The 22,827-nt window shown below is 73.9% G+C and carries 19 protein-coding genes; 3 read left to right on the top strand and 16 right to left on the bottom strand.

Features of this window, described 5'->3' with window-relative positions; genetic code table 11:
- Positions 1 to 23: 23 nt before the first annotated feature.
- From AOM03_RS00390 to ndk, 7 genes are all read right to left on the bottom strand, one after another.
- A complete protein-coding gene (locus AOM03_RS00390; RefSeq protein WP_062377175.1) occupies positions 24 to 1,814 on the bottom strand; it encodes a [protein-PII] uridylyltransferase family protein in 1,791 nt (596 codons plus the stop codon).
- A gap of 17 nt (positions 1,815 to 1,831) precedes the next feature.
- The gene (locus tag AOM03_RS00385; protein ID WP_042215355.1) at positions 1,832 to 2,170 is read right to left on the bottom strand and encodes a P-II family nitrogen regulator; all 339 of its coding nucleotides are present in this window, start codon (positions 2,168 to 2,170) and stop codon (positions 1,832 to 1,834) included.
- Positions 2,171 to 2,173: 3 nt separating this feature from the next.
- Positions 2,174 to 3,415, bottom strand: a complete 1,242-nt coding sequence (locus tag AOM03_RS00380; protein ID WP_062377172.1) for an ammonium transporter — start codon at positions 3,413 to 3,415, stop codon at positions 2,174 to 2,176.
- 248 nt (positions 3,416 to 3,663) lie between these two features.
- The gene (ftsY, locus tag AOM03_RS00375) at positions 3,664 to 4,827 is read right to left on the bottom strand and encodes a signal recognition particle-docking protein FtsY (protein ID WP_227589823.1); all 1,164 of its coding nucleotides are present in this window, start codon (positions 4,825 to 4,827) and stop codon (positions 3,664 to 3,666) included.
- Positions 4,828 to 4,851: 24 nt separating this feature from the next.
- Positions 4,852 to 5,079, bottom strand: a complete 228-nt coding sequence (locus AOM03_RS00370) for a hypothetical protein (protein ID WP_156157556.1) — start codon at positions 5,077 to 5,079, stop codon at positions 4,852 to 4,854.
- 305 nt (positions 5,080 to 5,384) lie between these two features.
- The gene (gene smc / locus AOM03_RS00365; RefSeq protein WP_062377169.1) at positions 5,385 to 8,939 is read right to left on the bottom strand and encodes a chromosome segregation protein SMC; all 3,555 of its coding nucleotides are present in this window, start codon (positions 8,937 to 8,939) and stop codon (positions 5,385 to 5,387) included.
- A 130-nt stretch (positions 8,940 to 9,069) separates the two neighbouring features.
- Positions 9,070 to 9,489, bottom strand: a complete 420-nt coding sequence (gene ndk, locus AOM03_RS00360; RefSeq protein WP_062377166.1) for a nucleoside-diphosphate kinase — start codon at positions 9,487 to 9,489, stop codon at positions 9,070 to 9,072.
- 125 nt (positions 9,490 to 9,614) lie between these two features.
- On the opposite strand from ndk, the gene AOM03_RS00355 reads away from it, so the two are divergent.
- Positions 9,615 to 10,124, top strand: a complete 510-nt coding sequence (locus tag AOM03_RS00355) for an adenine phosphoribosyltransferase (RefSeq protein ID WP_062377164.1) — start codon at positions 9,615 to 9,617, stop codon at positions 10,122 to 10,124.
- Between the two features lie 97 nt (positions 10,125 to 10,221).
- On the opposite strand, the gene AOM03_RS00350 is transcribed toward AOM03_RS00355, so the two are convergent.
- From AOM03_RS00350 to AOM03_RS00335, 4 genes are read right to left on the bottom strand one after another with little or no spacing between them, the layout of a single operon-like run.
- Positions 10,222 to 10,668: a hypothetical protein gene (locus AOM03_RS00350; RefSeq protein ID WP_062377162.1), complete on the bottom strand. Its 447-nt coding sequence runs from the start codon at positions 10,666 to 10,668 to the stop codon at positions 10,222 to 10,224.
- Complete coding sequence (locus AOM03_RS00345) at positions 10,665 to 11,141, bottom strand: DUF4233 domain-containing protein (RefSeq protein ID WP_062377160.1); 477 nt, start codon at positions 11,139 to 11,141, stop codon at positions 10,665 to 10,667. Before AOM03_RS00345 ends, AOM03_RS00350 begins: the two co-directional genes overlap by 4 nt.
- Positions 11,138 to 12,535: a bifunctional folylpolyglutamate synthase/dihydrofolate synthase gene (locus AOM03_RS00340; RefSeq protein WP_062377158.1), complete on the bottom strand. Its 1,398-nt coding sequence runs from the start codon at positions 12,533 to 12,535 to the stop codon at positions 11,138 to 11,140. Before AOM03_RS00340 ends, AOM03_RS00345 begins: the two co-directional genes overlap by 4 nt.
- A gap of 13 nt (positions 12,536 to 12,548) precedes the next feature.
- Positions 12,549 to 13,508 (bottom strand): folylpolyglutamate synthase/dihydrofolate synthase family protein, encoded by a 960-nt coding sequence (locus tag AOM03_RS00335; protein WP_062377156.1) that lies wholly within the window; start codon positions 13,506 to 13,508, stop codon positions 12,549 to 12,551.
- Between the two features lie 182 nt (positions 13,509 to 13,690).
- Between AOM03_RS00335 and AOM03_RS00330 the strand changes: the two genes are divergently transcribed.
- Both AOM03_RS00330 and AOM03_RS00325 read left to right on the top strand, forming a co-directional pair.
- Complete coding sequence (locus tag AOM03_RS00330) at positions 13,691 to 14,992, top strand: hypothetical protein (protein ID WP_062377154.1); 1,302 nt, start codon at positions 13,691 to 13,693, stop codon at positions 14,990 to 14,992.
- Positions 14,993 to 15,041: 49 nt separating this feature from the next.
- The gene (locus AOM03_RS00325; RefSeq protein WP_062377152.1) at positions 15,042 to 15,941 is read left to right on the top strand and encodes an aminotransferase class IV; all 900 of its coding nucleotides are present in this window, start codon (positions 15,042 to 15,044) and stop codon (positions 15,939 to 15,941) included.
- Positions 15,942 to 15,996: 55 nt separating this feature from the next.
- Here the strand turns inward: AOM03_RS00325 and AOM03_RS00320 are convergent, their stop codons facing one another.
- From AOM03_RS00320 to AOM03_RS00300, 5 genes are all read right to left on the bottom strand, one after another.
- Complete coding sequence (locus AOM03_RS00320; RefSeq protein WP_062377151.1) at positions 15,997 to 16,887, bottom strand: sulfurtransferase; 891 nt, start codon at positions 16,885 to 16,887, stop codon at positions 15,997 to 15,999.
- A 162-nt stretch (positions 16,888 to 17,049) separates the two neighbouring features.
- The gene (gene ileS, locus AOM03_RS00315) at positions 17,050 to 20,244 is read right to left on the bottom strand and encodes an isoleucine--tRNA ligase (protein WP_062377150.1); all 3,195 of its coding nucleotides are present in this window, start codon (positions 20,242 to 20,244) and stop codon (positions 17,050 to 17,052) included.
- 269 nt (positions 20,245 to 20,513) lie between these two features.
- A complete protein-coding gene (locus AOM03_RS00310) occupies positions 20,514 to 21,290 on the bottom strand; it encodes a hypothetical protein (RefSeq protein ID WP_062377149.1) in 777 nt (258 codons plus the stop codon).
- Positions 21,287 to 21,853, bottom strand: coding sequence for a sigma-70 family RNA polymerase sigma factor (locus AOM03_RS00305; protein ID WP_062377146.1), 567 nt, complete (start codon positions 21,851 to 21,853; stop codon positions 21,287 to 21,289). Before AOM03_RS00305 ends, AOM03_RS00310 begins: the two co-directional genes overlap by 4 nt.
- Before the next feature lie 34 nt (positions 21,854 to 21,887).
- Positions 21,888 to 22,784, bottom strand: a complete 897-nt coding sequence (locus AOM03_RS00300) for a hypothetical protein (protein ID WP_062377144.1) — start codon at positions 22,782 to 22,784, stop codon at positions 21,888 to 21,890.
- Positions 22,785 to 22,827: the final 43 nt, after the last annotated feature.

The raw sequence follows: 22,827 nt of genomic DNA, 5'->3' as shown, positions 1-22,827 counted from the left end.
CCTTCGCAGCGTGCCCCGGCATTCTACCGACCCGGGCCGCTCCCCTCGGAGCCGAGCGCCGCGCGCGCCCGGGCGGTGAGCCCGTCGACCAGCTGGGAGCGCCACGCGGTCCATGCCTTGGGCCCCGCGGCGCGGGCGTCGGCCTCGGTCAGGGCCCGCAGCACCTCGAGCAGATCGGCCCGGTGCTCGACCGCGTCGAGCAGCGCCCGGACGGTGGCCGGGTCGTCCGGGTCCTGGGTGGTCGCGAGGTCCGCGAGGGTGAGGTGCTCGCGCACCAGCAGCTCGAGATCGTGGGCCGTGCGACCGGACAGGCCCATGCGCGCCGCGATGGCCGGGATGAGCGCCGCGCCGTCGACGGAGTGATCGGTGGCGCCGGGACGCTTGCCGATGTCGTGGACCAGGGCCGCGAGCAGCAGCAGGTCGGCGCGGGGCACCCCGCGCCGGTGGCGGCCCGCGATGACGACGGCCTCGATCATGTGGCGGTCGACGGTGTAGCGGTGGATGGGGCTGCGCTGCGGACGGTTGCGCACCGCGTCCCATTGCGGGATCCAGCGGGCCGCGAGGCCCCAGAGGTCGACGGCCTCCCACACCTGGACCAGGTGCGTGGACGCGCGCAGCAGGTCGCGCAGATGCCGCCGGGCCTCCTGGGGCCACGGCTCGGGCAGGTCGGGACACGTGGTGAGCGTCTCGAGCAGGGTGGGGGTGAACGTGAGGCCCGTCGCCGCGGCGGTGGCGGCGGCGCGCAGCGGAAGCAGCGCATCGTCCCCCGCGGCGTATCCCGGAGCGAGGGCGAGCTCGCCGTCCACGTCGATGAGCCCCTGGGCGACGGGGATGTGGCGCGGCGCGGCCGCGCGGCGGCGCGCGAGGAAGGCGCGCGAGCCCACCCCGGAGCGCTCGAGCGAGCGGCGGGCGCCGCGCTCGGTGAAGTCGAGGGAGTACGCGACGGTGCGGCCTGCCTCGGCGAGCGCGGCGAGCAGGTCGTCGGGGTCGTCGAGGCCCATCCGGGCGGCGACCTCGGGCGCGAGGTGACGGCCCAGCACGGTGACGGGGCGACCGGCCTCGAGCTGCATCGCGTCGCGCACGTCGAGCAGCAGCTCCCCCGCCTGGTCGACCGAGCCGTGCGGGCGGTCGGTGAGCCACGTGGCGGACAGCGCCGTGAGGCTGGTGAGGTCCCGCAGGCCTCCGCGGGCCTCCTTGAGGTGCGGCTCGATGAGGTAGGCGAGCTCGCCGAAGCGCTCGGCGCGGGCGCGCGAGGCGGCCAGCAGGTCGGGCAGGCGCTTGCGCGCGGCGGCGCGCCAGTCCTGGTAGATGGAGGCGCGCGCCTGGGTGACCACCGCATCGTCCCCCGCGACGTGGCGCAGGTCGAGCAGGCCCGCGGCGGCGGCGAGGTCCTTGGAGGCCACCTGGCGGCACTCCGTGAGCGAGCGCATCGAGTAGTCGAGCTCGAGCCCCGCGTCCCAGATGGGGTACCACAGCCGCTGCGCGAGGTCGGCGATGTCGTCCTTGGTGTGGGTGCGGCCGTCGTGGATGATCACCAGGTCGAGGTCCGAGTGCGGGCCCGCGTCCCCGCGGCCCAGGGAGCCGACGGCGCCGAAGGCGATGCCCTCGTCCGGTCCCCCGGCGTCCTCCCAGTGCTCGGCCAGCCGTCCCAGCACCAGCGCGGTCATGGCCGCGCGGCGATCGTGGCCCGAGACGTCGGAGGCGGCCAGCGCCTCGACCTGCTCGCGCCGGACGCGCTTGAGGTCCCGCACCCCACGGGGGTGCGGGACCTCAGCGTCGGCGCCGTCCGGTGCGTGCACGGAACGGTCGGCCATGGATCGGTCGGTTCTCCTTAGAGGGCGTCCGCGCCGTGCTCACCCGTGCGGACACGGGCGACGTCGTCGACGGGAACGACCCAGACCTTGCCGTCGCCGATCTTGCCGGTCTGCGCGGCGGAGACGATGGCCTCGGTGACGGTCGCGGCGTCCGCGTCGTCCACGAGCACCTCGAGGCGGGTCTTGGGAACCAGGTCGACCGTGTACTCCGCACCGCGGTAGACCTCGGTGTGGCCCTTCTGGCGGCCGTAGCCGGCCGCCTCGGAGACGGTCACGCCCTTGACACCGGCGGCCTCGAGGGCCGCACGGACCTCATCGACGCGGTGGGGCTGGATGATGGCGGTGACGAGCTTCATGGGTTACTTGGCCTCCTCGTAGGCGGTCTCGCCGTGCTCGGCGAGGTCGATGCCTGCAACCTCGACCTCTTCGCTCACACGGAATCCGATGGTGAACTTGATGGCGAGTCCGATGATGAGCGTAGCGACCGCCGAGTACACGATGGTGACCAGCGCCGCGACCACCTGAGCGGTCAGGCCGCCCACGCCGCCGCCGGTGAACAGGCCGTCCCAGGAGCCGAAGGTCGTGGTGCCGAAGAGGCCGATGGCCACGGTGCCCCACAGACCGGCGACCAGGTGGACGCCCACCACGTCGAGCGAGTCGTCGTAGCCCAGCTTGTACTTGAGGCCCACGGCGAGCGCCGAGAGGATACCGGCGATGAGGCCGATGAGCAGCGCGCCCCACGGGTCGACCGCGACGGCGGCCGGGGTGATGGCGACCAGACCGGCGACCACACCCGAGGCGGCGCCCAGCGAGGTGGCCTTGCCGTCGCGGATGCGCTCGGTGACGAGCCAGCCGAGGATCGCGGCGGCGGTGGCGGCGGTGGTGTTGACCCACGCGGCCGAGGCGTAGACGTCCGCGGCGAAGGCGGAACCGGCGTTGAAGCCGAACCAGCCGAACCACAGCAGCGCGGCGCCCAGCATGACGAACGGAAGGTTGTGCGGGCGCATCGGCTCCTTGCCGAAGCCCTTGCGGACGCCCAGGATGAGCGCGAGCACCAGGCCCGCGACACCGGCGTTGATGTGGACCACGGTGCCGCCCGCGAAGTCCTGCGGGAACCAGTCCTCGCTGAAGATCGGGCCGGCGTCGCTCAGGATGCCGCCGCCCCAGACCCAGTGCGAGACGGGCGCGTAGACCAGGATGCCCCAGAGGAACGCGAACACGAGCCAGGCGCTGAACTTCGCGCGGTCCGCGATCGAGCCCGAGATCAGGGCGACGGTGATGATGGCGAACGTGGCGCCGAAGCCCACCGCGATGAGACCCTCGCCGTCGCCGGCCGAGGCGTAGTCAGCCCAGGACGTCGCGATCAGGAAGTCCGAGCTCGGGTTGCCGAACAGGCCGCCCACGGACTCGCCCACCGAGATGGCGTTGCCGACGAGCACCCATCCCACCGTGACGACCGCGAGGGCGCCAAAGCTCATCATCATCATGTTGAGCACCGACTTGCCTCGCGACATGCCGCCGTAGAAGAACGCCAGTCCCGGCGTCATCAGCAGCACGAGCGATGCAGAAGTCAGGAGCCAGGCAATGTTGCCGCTATCCATTCTGCTTCTCCTTTTCGCCTAGCCCCCTGGCTAGTCGTAAAAGAGCCTGTCGTAGCGCTGTTTCCCCTGAACGACCCGCGTGTTTCCGCGCGGTTACATGTGACGGTGTGCCGTAAAGACTGTGTTGCGGGACCGACAAACCGTGGACACTCCGCACGGATTCAGGCGCGACACGCGGTCCTCGGTGCCCCGTGGCAGGACTCAGACCGGCGTGTCGCCGCCCCTTCCGTGCGGAGTGTCCGGGGAGGTCAGTCGCCCAGGAGCGAGTCGACGAAGCCCTCGGCGTCGAACGGGGCCAGGTCGTCCGCGCCCTCGCCCAGGCCCACGAACTTCACCGGGACGCCGAGCTCGCGCTGGACCGCGATGACGATGCCGCCCTTGGCGGTGCCGTCGAGCTTGGTGAGGACGATGCCCGTGATGGGGGCTACCTGGCCGAACACCTTGGCCTGGGTGAGGCCGTTCTGGCCGGTGGTGGCGTCGAGGACCAGCAGCACCTCCTTGGGCGCGCTGATCTTGGACACGACGCGGACGATCTTGCCCAGCTCGTCCATGAGGCCCTGCTTGTTCTGCAGGCGGCCGGCCGTGTCGACCAGGAGCACGTCCGCGCCCTCGGCACGGGCGCGGTCGGCGGCCTCGAACGCGACGGAGGCGGGGTCCGCGCCGTCGACGTGCGAGCGGACCACGGGCACGCCCACGCGCTCGCCCCAGGTCTCGAGCTGGTCCGCGGCGGCGGCGCGGAAGGTGTCTGCGGCGCCGAGCACCACGGTGCGCCCCTCCGCGACCAGCACGCGCGCGAGCTTGCCCACGGTGGTGGTCTTGCCCACGCCGTTGACGCCCACGACCACGGCCGTGTCGATCTCGTCGGAGCCGGGCTCGCTCAGCGCGAGCGAGCGGTCCAGCGCGGGGTCGATGACCTCGAGCAGCGCGGCGCGCAGCAGGTCCTTGGGGCTGGCCTCGGGATCGGCCTTGACGCGGCGGCGCAGGTCCGCCAGCAGCTCGTCGGTCGCGGCGGCGCCCACGTCCGCCATGAGGAGGGTCTCCTCGAGCTCGTCCCAGTCGTCCTGCGACAGCCCGCCCCGCCCGAAGATCGCGAGCAGCGACTGCCCGAATCCGGAGCGGATGCGGTCGTGCAGGCGCGCGAACCGGCTCGACGGGGCCTCGGGGGCCTCGAGGGTGGCGGCGGCCTGCTCGGCCTCCTCGACCACGGACTCGGGGGCCTCGGGCTCGGCGACCGTCGCATCGGCCTGAGGGGCCGGAGCGGTCGGCGCGACCGGGGTCGGGGGCTCGGCCTGCCGGGGCGGGGCCTTGCGCCCGCGGCCCACAAGGCCGGCGACGGCACCGCCGACGACCACGAGGGCCGCGATGGCGGTGACCAGAAGGTCGTTATCTCCAGGGATCCATGAGACGTCCACGGGCACAGTCTCTCAGGTCGCCGGTCAGGAGTGGACGGGCTCGCGCTCGCGGTCGATGCGCGACATGCGCTGCACCACGTCGAGCGACGCCTCGGGGCGCTCGACCTCGGCGTAGAGCTGCTCGCGCATGGGGCGACGCTCCTCGACGCCCAGCAGGATGCGGATCAGGCGGCGGCCGCGACCCTCGGCGGCGAAGGCGGCCACGGTGATGATGATCGCCATCAGCACGGCGACGATCAGCGTGCCTTCCATGTAGTGGAACATCGGTGCTCTCCAGTGGTGTCGGGGGACGGGACGGGTGCCGTCCTCATCCGTCGCACCGCGCAGACGGGTCCATACCGGGCGATTCGCGCCCGCGCTGGCGCGCGCGGGCCCGGTTCGTGGTCCTCGGGGGGATGCCTGCCGCGTTCAGCGGAGTGAGGGCGGACGCCCGCATCGGCATCGGTGCCCATGGTAGGCGGGACGATGCGCATCTGGCTAGGGACCCCCGTCCCCTTTCCGTGGGGCTCGGGAAGACGGCGCGGCGAGACGGCGCGCCGACCCGGCCGCGCGCGCCCCTACGCCGCGTCGTCCCCCAGCCGCTGGCTGATGACCGTCGTCACGCCGTCGCCGCGCATCGTCACGCCGTACAGGGCGTCGGCGATCTCCATGGTGCGCTTCTGGTGCGTGATGACGATGAGCTGCGAGTCCTCCTGCAGCTCCTTGAAGATCTCGAGCAGGCGGCCCAGGTTGACGTCGTCGAGCGCGGCCTCGACCTCGTCCATGACGTAGAACGGGCTGGGACGGGCCTTGAAGATCGACACGAGCAGCGCGACGGCGGTGAGCGAGCGCTCGCCGCCGGACAGCAGGGACAGCCGCTTGACCTTCTTGCCGGCGGGGCGCGCCTCGACCTCGATGCCCGTCTCGAGCATGCGGTCGGGGTCGGTGAGGACGATGCGCCCCTCGCCTCCCGGGAACAGGCGCGGGAAGATGCGCTCGAACTGGGCGGCCGTGTCCGCGAAGGCCTCCGCGAACACCTTCTCCACGCGGTCGTCGATCTCCGCGACGATGGTGAGCAGGTCCGCGCGGGACTTCTTGATGTCCGCGAGCTGGTCGGTGAGGAACTTGTGGCGCTCCTCGAGCGCGGCGAACTCCTCGAGCGCGAGCGGGTTGACCTTGCCCAGCTTGTTCATCTCGCGTTCGGCCTTGCGCAGGCGCTTCTCCTGGGCCTCGCGGTCGTAGGGCTCGGTGGCGGGCTCGGCGTCCTCGTCCGCGTCGGGGTCCGGGACCGGCACGGGCACGTCGGGGCCGTACTCCTCGACCAGCCGGTCGGGGTCCACGCCCAGCTCGTCGACGGCGCGCTGGCGCAGCTGCTCGAGTCGGACGTTCTGCTCGGCGCGCGCGACCTCGTCGCGGTGGGCGTCGTCGGTGAGGCGGGCGTGCTCGGCGGCGTGCCGCTCGACCAGCGCGCGCACCTCGCCCAGCCGGCCCGAACGCTCGGAGCGCTCGGCCTCGACGCGGGCGCGGGCCTCGTCGGCCCGCTGGACGGAGGCGTCGAGCAGGTGCAGCGCGTCGGTGCAGCCGGCGATGACCTCGCGGGCGGCCACGGCCTGGCGCTCGCGGCGCAGCGCGGCCGCCTTGGCGCGCGCCCGGGCCTCACGCTCGGCGATCGCGGCCTTTTCGAGGCTCTCCGCGCGCGAGGCGAGCGCGCGTGCGCGCTCCTCCGAGGTGCGCAGGGCGAGGCGCGCGTCGGTCTCGGCGGCGCGGGCGGCCTTCGCGGCCGCCTCGTCCGCGTCGCGGCGGGCGGCGGCCTCGCGGGTGTCCTCCTCGAACTGCTCGGGCTCGGACTGGGCGGCCGTGAGCCGGTCCGCGAGGCCCTCGAGCTCGGCCTCATCGCCCTCGAGGCGGGCGTGCGCCTGCTCGAGCTGCGTGGTGAGGCGCTCCCCCTCGTTGGTCGCCGCGCGCGCCTGGGCGCCCAGCTGTCCCAGCTGCTCGGCGGCCTTGGCCATCCGCGCATCGGCCTCGCTGAGGCGCGCGACCACGGCGCCGTGCTCGGCGCGCGCCACCCGCTCCGCCTCGGTGGCGGCGACGATGCGCGCCTGGGTCTGCTCGACCGTGGCGGCGGCGGCGTCGCGGCGCTCCCGCGCATCGTCCAGCGCCGCCTGCATGTGGATCACCGACGGCGCGTCGCCGGCGCCGCCCGAGGCGCGCCAGGCGCCCAGCAGGTCGCCGCGGCGGGTCACCGCGACCACCTCGCGGTGCTCGTTGACGAGAGCGCGGGCGGAGGCCAGGTCGTCCACCACCGCCACTCCCGCGACGAGCGCACGCACGGTCTCGACGAGCCCCGCGGGCCCGTCGACCAGGTCGGAGGCCCAGGCCGCGCCGTCCGGGAGGCTCACGGCGGGGTTGCTCCCGTGCGCCATCGAGTCGCTCACGAGGATGCGGGCGCGCCCGGCGTCCTCGTCGCGCAGCCAGCGGATCGCGTCGACCGCGTCCTCGACCGTGTCCGCCGCGAGGGCATCCGCGAAGGGTCCCAGCGCCGCGGCGATCGCGTCCTCCGCGTCCCCGCCCACGTCGATGAGCGACGCGACGGTGCCGCGCACGGCGCGGCTGTCGCTCGCGAGCAGGGCGCCGGCGCCGTCCTTGCGCACCAGGGACAGCTCGAGGGCCTCACCCTTGGCCGCCCACGTGTCACGCTCGCGCATCGCGGCGTTGAGGGCGTCCTTGAGGTCCGCGAGCGCCGTCTTCGCGTCCTCCCAGCGCGCGGAGGCGGACTCGACCTGCTCGTCGAGGCCCTCCTCCCCCGGCTCGGTGGTCGCGACGGAGGTCTCGAGGTGCTGGAACTCGGTGGTCGCCACGTGGGCGCGCTTCTGGGCGGCCGCGAGCTGCTCCTGGAGGCGGCCGATCTCGGCCTCGCCCGCCTCGACGCGCGAGCGCTTCGCGGCCACCTGGCCCGCGAGACGCGCGACGCCCTCGCGACGGTCGGCCACGGAGCGCAGCAGGTTCGCGTGATGGCGGTCCGAGGCGCGCGCGACCTCCTCGGCCTCCTTGCGCGCCTCGATCGCCCGCTCGAGGGCGGTCCCGGCGGCGGCGACCTCGGCGTCGAGCTCCGCACGGGCGGACTTGGCGCGGGCCACCTGGTCGTCGAGGTCCACCAGGTCCGTGGGCGGCGTGGCGTCGACGTGCGTGCCGAGCATCCGCAGCCGCTCCTCCGCGAGCTGCGAGAGGTTGCGCAGCCGCTCGCGGATCGCGCTGAGCCGGTAGTAGATGTCGTTGGCCTGGGTGAGCGCGGGCGTCGCGGCGGCGGCGACGCGCTCGAGCTCCGCGAGCTCGACGCGCGCGGCCTCGAGCGCCTGCTCGACCGCGGCGCGGCGCTCGAGCAGCGCGGTCTCGTCCGCCCGGTCCTTGGTCATCGACCCCTGGAGCGTCGCGAGGTCGTCGGCGAGCAGCCGCGAGCGCGCGTCGCGCACGTCCACCTGGATGCGCTGGGCGCGACGGGCCACCTCGGCCTGGCGTCCCAGCGGTCCCAGCTGGCGGCGGATCTCGACCGTCAGGTCCTGGACGCGGGTGAGGTTGGCCTGCATCGAGTCGAGCTTGCGCAGCGCCTTGTCCTTGCGGCGGCGGTGCTTGAGGATGCCGGCGGCCTCCTCGATGAAGTGGCGGCGATCCTCCGGGGTCGCGCGCAGCACCTCGTCGAGGCGGCCCTGACCCACGATCACGTGCATCTCGCGGCCCAGCCCCGAGTCGCTGAGCAGGTCCTGGATGTCGAGCAGGCGGCACGAGGAGCCGTTGATCGCGTACTCGGAGCCGCCCGCGCGGAACAGCGTGCGGCTGATGGTGACCTCGGTGTAGTCGATCGGCAGGGCGCCGTCGGCGTTGTCGATCGTGAGCGAGACCTCGGCGCGGCCCAGCGGCGCGCGGCCAGCGGTGCCCGCGAAGATGACGTCCGCCATCTGCCCGCCACGCAGGGTCTTCGCGCCCTGCTCGCCCATCACCCAGGCGAGCGCGTCGACCACGTTGGACTTGCCGGAGCCGTTGGGGCCCACGACGCAGGTGATCCCGGGCTCGAGCTCAAGAGTGGTCGCCGACGCGAACGACTTGAAGCCGCGCAGCGTCAGCGTCTTGAGATGCATGCGCCCGAGTGTAGGGCCAGCGCCCCCACACCCCGGGGAGCGCAGGCGGCGGTACCAGGAATCTCACAGTTCGCCGGGCCAGGCCCCGCAGTGACGTGGTGGTGGCGCGGAGGCGCCGCGCCCGACGGACTCAGAGTCCCGGGAACCAGAGGCCGATCTCGCGCTCCGCGCTCGCGACCGAGTCCGAGCCGTGCACGATGTTGTGGATCACCGGGGCGTCCCAGGCGCGGGCCAGGTCGCCGCGGATGGTGCCCGGGGCGGCCGTGGTGGGATCCGTGGCCCCGGACAGCGAGCGGAAGCCCTCGATGACGCGCTCACCCTCGGCGACCGCGGCGAGCACCGGCCCCGACAGCATGAACTCCACGAGCGGGTCGTAGAAGGGCTTGCCCAGGTGCTCGGCGTAGTGCTCGGCGAGCAGCTCGGGCGTCGCGGTGCGCAGCTCGACCGCGACGAGCGCGTAGCCCTTCGCCTCGACCCGCCGGAGCACCTCCCCCGACAGTCCGCGCCGCACGCCATCGGGCTTGACCAGGATCAACGTCCGCTCCGTCATGGCCGGGAGCCTAGCGGTGCGCGCGGGCGTGGCACCAGGGGCAATGCACAATCATCGAGGGACGATGCGCGGGCCGGCACGCGGCGGTGGGCCGCGGCGTCGGTGCCCCGTGCCAGGATGGACCCGTGATCACGATCGACGACTTCGACACGTATCCCGACTTCCCCATCGAGGGGGTCCTCTTCTACGACATCGCACCCATCCTCGCGAGCCCCGAGCGCTTCCGCGAGGCCTGCATCGCGCTCATGCCGCCGCGAGCGGCGAACGTGGACGTGGTGGCCGGCATCGACGCGCGCGGGTTCATCTTCGCCCCGGTGGTCGCCCAGACCCTGGGCGTGGGCATGACGATGGTCCGCAAGAAGGGCAAGATGCCCGGCACCGACCTGCTCGAGGCGGGCGTGAAGATGGAGTACGGCGCCACGGACCTCACCGTCGCGGCGGGCCCCATCGAGGGCCGCGACGTCCTGGTGATCGACGACGTGCTCGCGACGGGCGGCACCGCCCGCGCCGTGGCGGAGATGCTCGAGCGCGGCGGCGCGAAGAGCGTCCGCTTCGCCTTCCTCATGGAGCTGGGCGAGCTCGACGGCCGCGCGGCGCTCGAGGGCTACGAGATCCAGTCGGTCGTCACCATCTGAGCCGAACGCGCGTGGGGGCCGCGGCGGGACATCCCGCCGCGGCCCCCTCGTCGCATCCGGGGCGACGTCCGCGTGGCCGCCCGCGCGGGAGCCGCATTCAGTGCCGGTAGCCCGGCGACCAGCGGGCCGCGAGCAGCACGAGCGGCAGCAGCGCGAGCGCGGCGAAGAACACCTCGTAGGCGACGAAGCCCTGCGAGATCTCGACGGGGGTGGGGTCCTGCTCGCGGACCCAGCCGGCGTGGATCGCCGAGCCGACCACGAACAGCGCCCCCGAGAACACGATGAGCCCGATGAGGAACCAGGGCGGCAGCTGCCGGGTCTCGGGATGCTCGCGCAGGTAGGCCGACCACCGGGTGAAGCCGTACAGGACCGCGCCGCCCAGCAGCACCAGCCCCGCGAACAGCAGCGCGTACACCGCGGGCGACGGGCGTCCCTCGCCCGCGAAGCGCAGCAGCGAGGCGTGCTCGAGCTGCCAGAACACCAGGGACAGGCCCAGGAGGCCGGCGGCGAGCGCGCCGCCCATGCGCCACAGGAATCCGCTCATCGGTCGCGCCCCGCCTCGTCCCCCGGGGCGCCGGGCGCGGCGGTCTCCGCTGCATCGTCCCCGGCCGTCGCATCGTCCCCGGCCGCGAGGCGCTCCGCGCGCTCGCGATCGATGCGCCCGCCCAGGCGCAGCGCGGTCACCCACAGCGCGAGGAACATCGCGCCGATGATCGCGATCGTGGGCTCGATGAGGCCCGCGACCAGCATGGGCGCCTGGAGCGCCCAGCCCAGCCAGGTGCCCCAGCGGCGGTCCTGACGGCCCGCCGCGAAGGCGAGGAGCACGACGAGTCCGAGCCCGCCGCCCCACGTGAGCCAGGCGGGGACGTCCACCATGTCCGTGCGGCCCAGGCCCCACAGGACCAGGACGGCGAACAGCGCGCCGAGCGCCTGCAGCGCGAGCACGGACTGAGTGAGGGTGAGGCGCGCGGGGCGCTGCGGGCGCGCGGGCTCGGGCGCGTCGGTCGCGTCGCTCATCGCGCCTGTCCGGTGCCCTTGCGGCGGTCCGCGCCGGTGAGGATGCGCGCCTCGGCGATCAGCGTGACCGAGCCGACCACGAGCACGCCGGCGCCGATGTCCGAGTCGCGCTCCGCGCGCTGGACGGCGTGGTCGATCGCGTCGGGCAGCGTGTCCGCGACCGTGACGCGGTCCTCGCCGAAGATCTGGTGCGCGAGCGGCGCGAGCTCGTCGACCGGGATGGCCCGGGGGGAGGCCGATGCGGTGATCACCACGTGCTCGAGCGCGCCCTCGAGCGCGGCGAGGATGCCCTCGGCGTCCTTGTCGCGCAGGATGCCGACGACGCCCACGAGCGTCTCGAAGGTGAACGACTCGTCGAGCGCGCCGACCATGGCCTCGATGCCGTGGGGGTTGTGCGCGGCGTCGACCAGGATCAGCGGCGACGTGCGCACCGCCTCGAGCCGGCCCGGGGACGTGGCGGCGGCGAAGCCCGCCTCGACCACCTCGCCGGACAGCGCGGCGGGCTCTCCCCCGCCGGCCATCAGCAGCTCCGTGGCCGCGAGCGCGAGCAGCGCGTTGTGCGCCTGGTACGCGCCGTACATGGGCACGAAGACGTCCTCGTAGCGGGCCGCGGGCGTGCGCAGGGTGACCAGCTGGCCGCCCACGCCGGGGGTGCGCTCGACCACCTCGAGGTCCTCGCCCTCCCAGTAGGCGCGCGCGGAGTGCTCCTGCGCCGCGACCGCGAGGACGGGCTCGACGGACTCGCTCTGGTGGGCGACCACCACGGCGGCGCCGTCCTTGATGATGCCGGCCTTCTCCGCCGCGATGTCCGCGAGCGAGTCGCCCAGCCACTCCTGGTGGTCGAGGCTCACGGGGGTGACGACGGCGACCTCGGCGGTCACCACGTTGGTGGCGTCCCAGACGCCGCCCATGCCCACCTCGACGACCGCGACGTCCACCGGGGCGTCCGCGAAGGCGGCGAGCGCGAGCACCACGAGCACCTCGAAGAAGCTCATGCGCGGCCCGCCGGACTCCGCAGAGCGCGCGTCCACCAGGTGCAGGATGGGCGCGACGTCGAGCCACAGCCGCACGAAGTCCTCGCGGGAGATGGGCTCGCCGTCGATCTGGATGCGCTCGCGCACCGTGGTGAGGTGCGGCGAGGTGAGCAGCCCGGTGCGCAGGCCGTGCTCGCGCACCAGCGACTCGGTCATGCGCGCGGTGGACGTCTTGCCGTTGGTGCCGGTGACGTGGACCACGCGGTAGGCGTCCTGCGGGCTGCCCAGCAGGTCGCAGGCGGCGCGAACGCGGTCGAGGGTGGGTTCGAAGTCGTGCTCGGGGTTGCGGGAGACGATGTGCGCGTAGATCTCGCGCTCGGCCTCCTCGAGGCTCAGGCCACCGAGGTCAAGGTCGGTCATGGGCCCCAGTGTTTCATGCAGGAGCGGCGGCGAGTCCGTGCGCCACGGACGGCAGGTGCAGCGCGCGCGGGATCCCGGCGCCCACGTACGCCTCGCACGCGGCGAGCGCGAGCAACGCGTGGTGCGCCTCCCGCTCCCCCGTGCCCGGGACGAAGACGTCCCGGTACGTGCGGGCGACGGTGGTGAGCGTGGCGACCTGCCCCTGCTCGACCTCGCGCCGATCGGTGACGGACAGGCGCTGGCCGTCGACCGCGAGCACGGCGCCGCGCGCGGCCACCGCCTGCGCGATCACGGTCGCGGCCGCGGGGCGCTGCGGCCCGCACACCACCGCGGCGCCCGGCTTGATGATCCCGGCCGCGGCGCGGGCCGCCTGGGCGGGCGTGAGGGTGGCCGGAGTCCCGGCCGCGGCATCGCGCGAGGCACCCGTCCCGGCGCCCGCCGGGGCGACGTCCGCGAGGACGGCGACCCGTGCATCGGCCGCGTGCGTCGCGTCCCTGTCCGTGCCGGCGGCCTCGAGGACCACCACGTCCACCTCGGCCGCGCGCGCGGCCACGAGGCCGAGCACCAGCAGCGCCTCCTCGTGCGTCGCGCGGCCCGCCTCGCCGGCACGCGCGTCCACATGATGGAGCGCGGGGGCGGCGCGGCGCCAGGCCGCGACCAGGGCGGCCGGCCCGAGCTCGGCGCCGTCCACGAAGAGCGCTTCTGCGCCACGACGCGCGGGCGCCAGCAGCGCGGTGCGCAGCCCGTGGCGGCGCAGGATCGCCTCGGTCATGCGGGCGGTCGACGCCCGTCCGTCGAGTCCGGCGATGTGAATGATGTCGAGGTCGAGGTGCGGATCCTCCAGCCGCGACAGCGCGTCCGAGACCCGCATGAGGGTGCCGTCGCGACGCGGTCCCGGACGGCCCTCGAGGTGCGCGGCAAGCTCGCGCGCGGCCTCGGCCAGGCTGAGGTCGGGGAAGACGTCCATCGTCACGCGACCATTCTCAGCCACCCCCGACGGCCCACCCGACGAAACGACGCCTCCCGGGGTGTGATGGTGGCCACATTCGCCACTAGCAGGGACGATGCACGGATTCGGGTCGCGCGTCGCGACACGCCCACGGTGCGACACGCCGCCGAGTCGGGAATGTCGGATTTGCCCCCTATTCTCCTGCCATGCGTGAGTCGTCCCCGGCACTCCTCGGGTTCGCGGCGGTCGCCCTTCTGGGACTGACCGCGTGCACCGTCGCGCCTCCCGCGACTCCCCGGGCGTACGGGGCGTCGCCCGCCCCCACCGGCGGATCGGCACCCGAGGCCGCCACCGCATCGCCCACCGCGAGGCCCCAGGCCGCGCCCGAGGTCCAGCCCGCGGTCACCGCACCCGCGGCGGCGGCACCCTCTCCCGAGCCCATGCCGGACGTGAGGCGCGGGGCGACCGGCGCATCGGCCGGGGACGCTCAGGGCATCGTGGCGGTGGAGGAGGACCGCGTGATCGTGGGCGGCGGGTCGCCCGAGACGTGCACGTCCGCGGCCGTCGCGGCCGCCGTGCGCGCGGGCGGGGACATCTCCTTCGACTGCGGGACCGCGCTGCACGTCATCGTGCTCGACACCACCCTCACCGTGTGCAACACCGTGGGCTGTGAGGAGGGCGGGGCGCCGCTCGAGCGCGTCCGGATCGACGGCGGCGGCACGGTGGCGCTCGCGGGGGCGCACGAGCGGCCGCTGCTGTACGCGAACGCGTGCGAGGCGGGGCTGGGCACCCTCGCGGACGACTGCACCACCCGCGCCACCCCGCGCATCGAGCTCGTGGGCCTCACCCTGGTCGACGGCAACGCGGAGGGCGGCCCGCGCGACCTGGAGGGCGGCCTGGGGCTCGAGGACCTGGGCGGCGGCGGTGCGGTGGCCGTCCGGGGCGGCACGCTCGCGCTCGAGCGCACGTTCGTCACGGGCCACACCTGCGGATCGAGCGCGGACGGGCACGGCGGGGCGGTGCTGGCGGTCGGCACGGCGGAGCCCGTCGCGATCAGCGGGTCCACCTTCACGTCGAACTGGTGCGCGCACGGCGGCGCCATCGCGGTGAAGGAGGCCGCGGTCGACGTGTCCGGCAGCCAGGTGGTGGACAACACCGCGACGGCCGCCGGCGGCGGCCTCCACGTGAGCGGCGGGCAGCACGACGTGCGCATCTCCGCCTCCGCGCTGGTGGGCAACGTAGCGACGAGCGGCGCGGGCGCGGTGATCGCGACGTCGGGCGAGGTCGAGCTGCGCCGGACGCGCGTCGACGGGGACGTGGTGGGTGCGGACGGGACGGCCCTGAGTCCCGACGACGCGGAGGCGGGCGGGGACTCCCCCGACCCTTCCGCGAGTGAGGCGACGGTCCCACCGGAGCCGATGCCCGAGGAGGACCCGACGACCGCGCCCGAGGCCGGCCCCGCACCGGACCCGACCCCCGACGCGGGGGCGGCCTCGCCCGCGAACTGACCGTCGCGCATCGTCCCCTCGGGGGCTACGGTGGCCGGTGGGAGGTGCCATGCCCGTCCTCGTCCTCTGCGGCTCGCCCGCCGCCGGCGTGCCGTCCGCGCCCGCGCGCGTCATCGACCCGTCCACGCCCATCGCGACCGCCACCGACCAGGGGCTCACCCGCGGCGACGGCGTCTTCGAGTCCGTGGGCGTCCACCACGGCCGCATCCACGACCTCGAGCCGCACCTCGAGCGGCTCGCCCAGTCGGCGAGCATGCTCGACCTGCCCGCGCCCGACCTGGGCGACCTGCGCGACGCCGTGGCGACCGCGGTGCGGGAGTTCCTCGCGCCGCTGGACGCCCCGCCGCCCACCGTGCTCGTGAAGATCGTCTACACGCGCGGCGGCGCCGAGGCCTCGCCCGACCGTCCTGCGGGCAGCCCGTTCGGCTTCGTCTATGCGGACGAGTTCCCCGACCCGCGGCCCGCGCGCCGGGACGGCGTCTCCGCGATCACGCTCACCCGCGGCTATCCCCTGGGCATCGGGGCGAGCGCGCCGTGGCTCACCATCGGCGCCAAGACCCTGTCGTATGCGGTCAACATGGCGGCGCTGCGCCACGCCGCCGCGCGCGGGGCCCAGGAGGTGGTGTTCACCACGACCGACGGCTTCGTGCTCGAGGCGCCGCGCTCGACGGTGCTGGTCCGCTACGGCGGGATGGTCTCGACGCCCGAGATCGACGGAGGCCTGCTGCACGGCACCGCCCAGCGCGCGGCGTTCGAGGCGTTCGAGGCGCGCGGCTTCACGTGCGACTACCGGGCCATCCGGGTCGACGAGCTCGCGTCGGCGGACGCGATCTGGCTCGCCGACTCGGCCTTCCTCCTGCGCCCGCTGCACACGCTGGACGGGCGGGAGCTCGCGATCGACCGGGAGCTCACCGGCGCGGTCGTGGACGACATGCTCGCGCGGGCGTAGGTCGCGCTGGGCGAGTTGGGCGCGCTGGGCGCGTCGGGCGCGCTGCGGGTCCTCGTCAGGCGCCGGGCTCGGCCCCCGTCGCCACGGGACGATGCGCCTGGTTGGACCACTGCGACCACGACCCCGGGTAGAGCGCGGCCGGGATGCCGGCGATCTCGAGAGCCGCGATCTGATGGGCCGCGGTCACCCCGGAGCCGCAGTAGACGGCGACCTTCGGGGCGTTCGGGTCCGAGCCCGACTCCGCGGCGCGGCCCGCGACGGCGCCGCTGTCCGCCCAGCAGCCCATCGCCGCGAACCGGACCACCAGGTCGTCCGAGTGCAGGAACGTCCCGTCGGGATGCACGTTGGCGGCGGTCGGGGCGTTGATGGCGCCCGGGATGTGACCGGCGGCGGGGTCGACGGGCTCCACCTCGCCGCGGTACCGCTCCCCCACGCGCGCGTCGAGCAGGGTGCCGTGCGACGGCCACGTCCCGGCGCCGTCGGCGTCGACGACGGGCATGCGGTCCCAGTCGAGCGTGATGGCCCCCGGCGGGGGCGTCACGGCGCCGGCCTCGACCGCCCCGCCGGCCGCGATCCACGCCTCGAGCCCGCCGTCGAGGATCCGGACGTCGACGCCCGCGTGGCGCAGGAGCCACCAGGCGCGGGCCGCGGCGAACGCAGGGCCGTGGTCGTAGACCACCACCGCGTCGCCGCCCTGGAGTCCCCACCGCCGCGCCGCCGCCTCGAACGCCTCGCGGGTGGGCAGCGGGTGGCGGCCATCCTCGGGCTCGCCGTGCGCGGCGAGGTCGGTGTCGAGGTCCACGTACACGGCGCCCGGGATATGACCCGCGGCGTGGTCCTCGCGTCCGTCGGGCTTGGTGAGCACCCACCGCACGTCGAGCAGCCGCGGCGGCCGCTCCCCGGCGAGCTCGTGGGTCAACTGCGCGACATCGATGAGCACCGTCATGAACTCATCGTTGCACGCCCCCGCCCGCCGTCACTCCTCCACACACGACCGGCTCACAGCGGCGCAGAATCGCTGATATCTGCGCGACACGCCGACGACACGCCGACGCATGTGTGGAGCAGCGCATTTTGTGTGTGGAGGGGTGACGGGCGGGGGGACGGCTCAGGCCTTCGCGACCTCGATCTGCTGCGCCTCGCCGGCGGTCACCTCGAACGACGTCGCGAGCACCTCGCCCGCGATGAGCGCGCGGTGCGCCTCGACGGCCTCGACCCGCTCGGCGGGCACCGTGACGCGCAGCGCGATGCGGTCGGACACGTTGAGGCCGGCGTTCTTGCGCTCGTCCTGGATCGCGCGGATGAGATCGCGGGCGAAGCCCTCCGCCTCGAGCTCCGGCGTGATCGCGGTGTCGAGCAGCACGAAGCCGCCCTCGGCGCCGGGCAGCACCGCGGCCGCGCCGCCGTCCGCCCCGATCACGGTCTCGAGCGCGTACTCGCCCTCGACCAGCGCGACGCCGCCGGACACGACCCCGTCCGCGCCCTCGGACCAGTCGCCGGTCTTGGACCCCTTGATCGCGGCCTGCACCTGCTTGCCGATGCGCGGGCCGGCCGCACGCGCGTTCACCGTGAGGCGACGCTCGACCGGGTTGGCGGCGGTGAACTCCTCGATGGAGATCAGGCGCACCTCGCGCACATTCAGCTCGGACGCGATGAGCGCGGCGTACGGCTCCAGCAGCGCCGGCGACGCGACCGCCACCGTGAGCGACGTGAGCGGCTGGCGCACGCGGATCTGCTCCTTCTTGCGCAGCGCGTGGGCGCTCGACACCACCTCGCGCACCTGGTCCATGACGGACCCGAGCGACGCGTCGGCCCACGCGGAGCGCGCGACCGGGTAGTCGGTGAGGTGCACGGAGCGCTCGCCGGTGAGGCCGCGGTAGACCTCCTCGGTCATGAGCGGCAGCAGCGGCGCGGCCAGGCGCGACACGGTGACCAGCACCGTGTAGAGCGTGTCGAACGCGTCCTGGTCCTCGTCCCAGAACCGGTCGCGCTGGGTGCGCACGTACCAGTTGGTGAGCAGGTCCATGTACTGGCGCAGCGACTCGGACGCGCCGGGCACGTCGAACGCCTCCATCTGCTCGGTGACGGTGGAGACCAGCTCGGCCGTCTTGGCGAGCACGTACCGGTCCATGACCGGCAGCGACGCGACCCGCGCATCGTCCACCTCGACGCCCAGCACGCCCGCGCCGCCGTTCGCGGCGCCCGCGTAGAGGGTGAAGAAGTAGTAGGTGGACCACAGTGGGAGCATCACCTGGCGGACGCCCTCGCGGATGCCCTCCTCGGTGACCACCAGGTTGCCGCCGCGCAGGATGGGCGAGCTCATGAGGAACCAGCGCATCGCGTCGGAGCCGTCGCGCTGGAACACCTCGTTGACGTCCGGGTAGTTGCGCAGGGACTTGGACATCTTGCGGCCGTCGGACCCGAGGACGATGCCGTGGCTCACGCAGGTCTTGAAGCTCGGCTTGTCGAACAGGGCCGTCGCGAGGACGTGCAGGGTGTAGAACCAGCCGCGGGTCTGGCCGATGTACTCGACGATGAAGTCGCCCGGGTAGTGGCTGTCGAACCACTCGCGGTTGTTGAACGGGTAGTGCACCTGCGCGAACGGCATCGAGCCCGAGTCGAACCACACGTCGAGCACGTCCGGGATGCGGCGCATGGTCGACCGGCCGGTCGGGTCGTCGGGGTTGGGCCGGGTGAGGTCGTCGATGTAGGGGCGGTGGAGGTTGGGCTCGCCGCGCTCGTCGAGCGGCAGGCGCCCGAAGTCGCGCTCGAGCTCCTCGAGCGAGCCGTAAACGTCCATGCGCGGGTGCGCCGGGTCGTCGCTCACCCACACCGGGATCGGGGTGCCGAAGTAGCGGTTGCGGCTGATGGACCAGTCGCGCGCGCCCTCGAGCCACTTGCCGAACTGCCCGTGCTTGATGTGCTCGGGCACCCAGCGGATCTGCTCGTTGAGCTCGACCATGCGGTCGCGGAACTCGGTCACGCGCACGAACCACGAGGACACGGCCTTGTAGATGAGCGGGTTGCGGCAGCGCCAGCAGTGCGGGTAGCTGTGGTCGTAGGTCTCGTGGCGCAGGACCGTGCCGCGCTCCTTGAGGTCCTTGATGATGACGGGGTTGGCGTCGAAGACCTGCTGGCCCGCGTAGTCAGTGACCTCGCTGGTGAAGCGGCCCTTGGAGTCGACCGGCACCACGGTGGGGATGCCGGCGTCCTGGCACACGGCCGCATCGTCCTCACCGAAGCCGGGGGCCAGGTGGACGATTCCGGTGCCGTCCTCGGTCGAGACGAACTCGCCCGCGAGGATGCGGTGGGCGTTCTCCGTGCCCGCGAAGTACGCGAAGGGCGCCTGGTACGACAGCCCCGCGAGCGCCGAGCCCGGCACCGTCGCGACCGTCTCGCAGCCCTCGCCCAGCTCGCGCGCATACTCGGCGACGCGCGCGGAGGCCAGCACCAGCGTGCGACCGGCGAACGCGCCCTCGACCGGGCGCACCACGGAGTACTCGATCTCCGGGCCCACCGCGGCGGCGAGGTTCGACGGCAGGGTCCACGGCGTGGTGGTCCACACCAGCACGGACGCGCCCGCGAGGTCGCCGGGCGCGTCGACCAGCGGCAGCAGCACGGTGAGCGCCGGGTCCTGGCGCATGGCGTACACGTCGTCGTCCATGCGCAGCTCGTGGTTGGACAGCGGGGTCTCGTCGCGCCAGCAGTACGGGAGCACGCGGTGGCCCTCGTAGGCGAGGCCCTTGTCGTAGAGAGTCTTGAACGCCCAGATCACCGACTCCATGAAGGTGACGTCGAGCGTCTTGTAGTCGTTCTCGAAGTCCACCCAGCGGGCCTGGCGGGTGACGTACTGCTCCCACTCCTCGGTGTACTTCAGGACGGACGAGCGGCACGCCTCGTTGAACGCCGCGATGCCCATCTCGTCGATCTGGGCCTTGTCGGTGATGCCCAGCACGCGCTCGGCCTCGAGCTCCGCGGGCAGGCCGTGGGTGTCCCAGCCGAAGCGACGCTCGACGCGCTTGCCGCGCATCGTCTCGAAGCGCGGGACCACGTCCTTGGCGTAGCCGGTGAGCAGGTGGCCGTAGTGCGGCAGGCCGTTCGCGAAGGGCGGGCCGTCGTAGAAGACGAACTCGTCCGCCGGGTTCTCGGCCGGGCGGTTGTCGATCGACGCCTGGAACGTGCCGTCGTGCTCCCAGTACGCGAGCACGTCCGTCTCGATCGACGGGAAGTGCGGCGACGGCGGCACCTCGGCATGGGTGTCCTGATCGGCGGAGCGGTGCAGCGGGTAACGGGCGGCGTTCATGCGGTCCTCGCGTGGTGGTCACTGACGTCATCGACTGCGAGGACGCCCCGTCCCTGGGGACGATGCGCGGTACCACCCCGCTTGCTCCCCCACCTTCCGGTGCGGTCGCCTCTCGTGAACGCTGTGACGGGCTGCCCGTGCGGGTCTACTGGGGCGCCGCCACCGGGTGGCGCCCGTTCTTCCGCAAGCTCGCCGGTGATGGCCGGGTCGATGCTGGTGCGTCCAGTGTAGGACAGCGTGGCAAGGACGGGCGGCGGCCGGGCGGGCCGCTATCCGGCCGCGACGAACCACGCGACGATCGTCGCGCCCGCCAGGTCGCGGGCGCCGGGCTCCACGGTGACCGCGAGCGCCTCGTCGCCCCGGACGTGGATCCATGCGGTCCACGCGACGTCGGGCTCCGCGACCTCCGTGACCTCGACCCGGAGCCCCTCACCAGCGACGGTGGCCAGGCCCACGTCGCCGACGGTCACCGCGAGCCCCGCGGCCGCCGCCTCGTCCGCGCACGCCCGCGCGGTGGTGGCCGCGTCGCCCAGGTAGGCCGTCGCATCGTCCTCCGAGGCGAACCGGCGCGCGACCGCCACATTCGCGCCGCCCTCCGGCGTCACCACGGCGCCGAGCGCCACGGGTGCCCCGCCCCGGTCGGCAGCGGCCTCGAGCCGCGCATATGCGTCGAGCAGGTCGCACCCGGGCACGGCGCCGGCCTCGAGGCCGAACGTCTCGACCAGGCCCTCCGCGGCGCGATCGGGCTCGAGCGTCGCGGGCGGCTCCCACTCGCGCAGTCGCAGGTCGAGGGTGGTTTCCGGGACGGGCGGTGCGGGCGGGGCCGGGTCCATCGGCGCGCGGTCGACGAACAGCGCGTACGCGCCGACGGCGAGCACGGCCGTCGCGGCGATCCCGACCGCCGCCTCGCGCATCCGCCGCGCACGCCGGCCCGGCGCGATGGCGCGCTCGTAGAGCCCCGTCTCGTCGCCGGGGTGGTCGGCAGCGAAGCGCCGCGCCTCCTTGTCCAGCGAGGCGAGCAACTGCCCGCGCAGGTCCTCGGTCATCGCGCACCCCCTCGTCGTGCCTCGACCGCGACGCTCTCGTGCGCTTGCTCGCCGCCCAGGTCCCCCAGCGTCTGCCGGAGGCGCTCCAGCGCATCGTGCAGGTAGCGCTTGACCGCCCCCTCCGAGACGCCCATCCGCTCGGCGGTCTCCGACGTGGACAGGTCCTCGACGTGGCGAAGCACCACGCACGCGCGCTGGCGGGCGGGAAGCTCGCGCAGCGCGAGAACCACCGCATCGTGCTCGCCCGCGTGCTCGTCGGCCGGCGCGACGTCGCGCTCGATCAGCAGATGCTGCTTGGCGCGCGCCACGGCCTGCCGACTGCGACCGTTGAGGAATTGGGTGAGGATCGCCCGGCGCACGTAGGCCTCGGCCTCGTTGACGTGGTCGAGCCGTCGCGCGCGCGTGAACGCGCGGATGATCGCGTCGTGGACCAGGTCCTCGGCGGTCGGCCGGTCACCCGAGAGCAGGTACGCGTAGCCGACCAGGCGGCTGCGGCGCTCGCGGACCAGGGTGTCGAGCACACCGTGCCACGCCCCCATGGTGCGTCCTCCCGCCGCCGCCATCGTCACTCCATCATCGCTCGGGTGCGCGCCGGTGTCACTCGGCGGCCATGTGGTCGAGGAACCGGCCGATCACGCTCGCGGCGATGGCCTCCGCACCGTCGACCCCCTCGACGCCCACCGTGATCCCGTAAGGCCCGTCCACGTACACGTACGCGACGCTGGGCGGGCCGGCCCATTCCTGGGTCTCGCCGGTGGCCTCCTCGTGAAGGGAAGCGGAAGAGGCGCCGTAGGCGATCCGCACCGCGGGCTCCGACAACCCTTCCAGGTCGACCGCCGTCACCTCGTCGACCACCACCTGCGACGTGAACGTGCCATCGTCCCATGTCTCCATCGTCGTGTACGTCGTGCAATCGGCGTCCAGGAGCAGCGGCGTCACCTCGCCGGCGAGCGCCTCGTCGCCGAAGACGCGCGTGAAGACGCTCACGCTCGGCACTGCCTCGTCCTCGCCGGGAAGCTTGCCGCCAGGGAAGAACGGCGACACGGGGTTGATCAGGTCGCCCGCGGCGGAGGTCAGGTCCGCGGTCGTGCCGAGGCCTTCGGCGCGCATGAAGCCGACGCAGTCGGCGGGCTCGACGGCCGGTGTCGACGAGCCGTACCACCCGTCCGCGCGATCGACCGGCGACCGGAATCTCGACGGCACCGCGAAGCCCTCGATCTCCACCACATCGTCGAACGCCTCCAAGCGATCCCAGAGGTCGGGATCATCGGCGGGAGCCGTGCCGGTCGCCCCCGCAGCGGCGTCCTCCGTGGGCTCCGGCGACGACGCCGACGCCGAGTCCGCAGCCGCCGTCGGCGCGGAATCCGCGGCCGCCTCGTCGCCGGCGGTGCCCGAATCGCACGCCGCCACCAGCGGCGCCACGCACGCCATCGCCGCGACCAGGACGCCACGGCGCCGCGCGCCCGCCCCCGTGCCCTTCTCTCGTCCGTTCATGATCCTGCCTCCCCCGGGCGGCCGCCCGGCCACCACAGGCTCA

It is taken from the genome of Demequina pelophila (assembly GCF_000971175.1).
GTDB lineage: Bacteria > Actinomycetota > Actinomycetes > Actinomycetales > Demequinaceae > Demequina > Demequina pelophila.
Note: the sequence above shows the minus strand (reverse complement) of the source record. Positions and strands in the feature narration are given on the sequence as shown.

What these genes read in the sequence shown, in the direction of transcription:
- AOM03_RS00330 (WP_062377154.1), top strand. Translation starts at nt 13,691, where the DNA reads ATGCGTGAGTCGTCCCCGGCACTCCTCGGGTTCGCGGCGGTCGCCCTT.
- AOM03_RS00385 (WP_042215355.1), bottom strand. Translation starts at nt 2,170, where the DNA reads ATGAAGCTCGTCACCGCCATCATCCAGCCCCACCGCGTCGATGAGGTC.
- AOM03_RS00305 (WP_062377146.1), bottom strand. Translation starts at nt 21,853, where the DNA reads ATGGCGGCGGCGGGAGGACGCACCATGGGGGCGTGGCACGGTGTGCTC.
- AOM03_RS00310 (WP_062377149.1), bottom strand. Translation starts at nt 21,290, where the DNA reads ATGACCGAGGACCTGCGCGGGCAGTTGCTCGCCTCGCTGGACAAGGAG.
- AOM03_RS00380 (WP_062377172.1), bottom strand. Translation starts at nt 3,415, where the DNA reads ATGGATAGCGGCAACATTGCCTGGCTCCTGACTTCTGCATCGCTCGTG.
- AOM03_RS00320 (WP_062377151.1), bottom strand. Translation starts at nt 16,887, where the DNA reads ATGACGGTGCTCATCGATGTCGCGCAGTTGACCCACGAGCTCGCCGGG.
- AOM03_RS00300 (WP_062377144.1), bottom strand. Translation starts at nt 22,784, where the DNA reads ATGAACGGACGAGAGAAGGGCACGGGGGCGGGCGCGCGGCGCCGTGGC.
- AOM03_RS00345 (WP_062377160.1), bottom strand. Translation starts at nt 11,141, where the DNA reads ATGAGCGACGCGACCGACGCGCCCGAGCCCGCGCGCCCGCAGCGCCCC.
- AOM03_RS00390 (WP_062377175.1), bottom strand. Translation starts at nt 1,814, where the DNA reads ATGGCCGACCGTTCCGTGCACGCACCGGACGGCGCCGACGCTGAGGTC.
- ndk (WP_062377166.1), bottom strand. Translation starts at nt 9,489, where the DNA reads ATGACGGAGCGGACGTTGATCCTGGTCAAGCCCGATGGCGTGCGGCGC.
- AOM03_RS00350 (WP_062377162.1), bottom strand. Translation starts at nt 10,668, where the DNA reads ATGAGCGGATTCCTGTGGCGCATGGGCGGCGCGCTCGCCGCCGGCCTC.
- smc (WP_062377169.1), bottom strand. Translation starts at nt 8,939, where the DNA reads ATGCATCTCAAGACGCTGACGCTGCGCGGCTTCAAGTCGTTCGCGTCG.
- AOM03_RS00370 (WP_156157556.1), bottom strand. Translation starts at nt 5,079, where the DNA reads ATGGAAGGCACGCTGATCGTCGCCGTGCTGATGGCGATCATCATCACC.
- ileS (WP_062377150.1), bottom strand. Translation starts at nt 20,244, where the DNA reads ATGAACGCCGCCCGTTACCCGCTGCACCGCTCCGCCGATCAGGACACC.
- AOM03_RS00340 (WP_062377158.1), bottom strand. Translation starts at nt 12,535, where the DNA reads ATGACCGACCTTGACCTCGGTGGCCTGAGCCTCGAGGAGGCCGAGCGC.
- AOM03_RS00325 (WP_062377152.1), top strand. Translation starts at nt 15,042, where the DNA reads ATGCCCGTCCTCGTCCTCTGCGGCTCGCCCGCCGCCGGCGTGCCGTCC.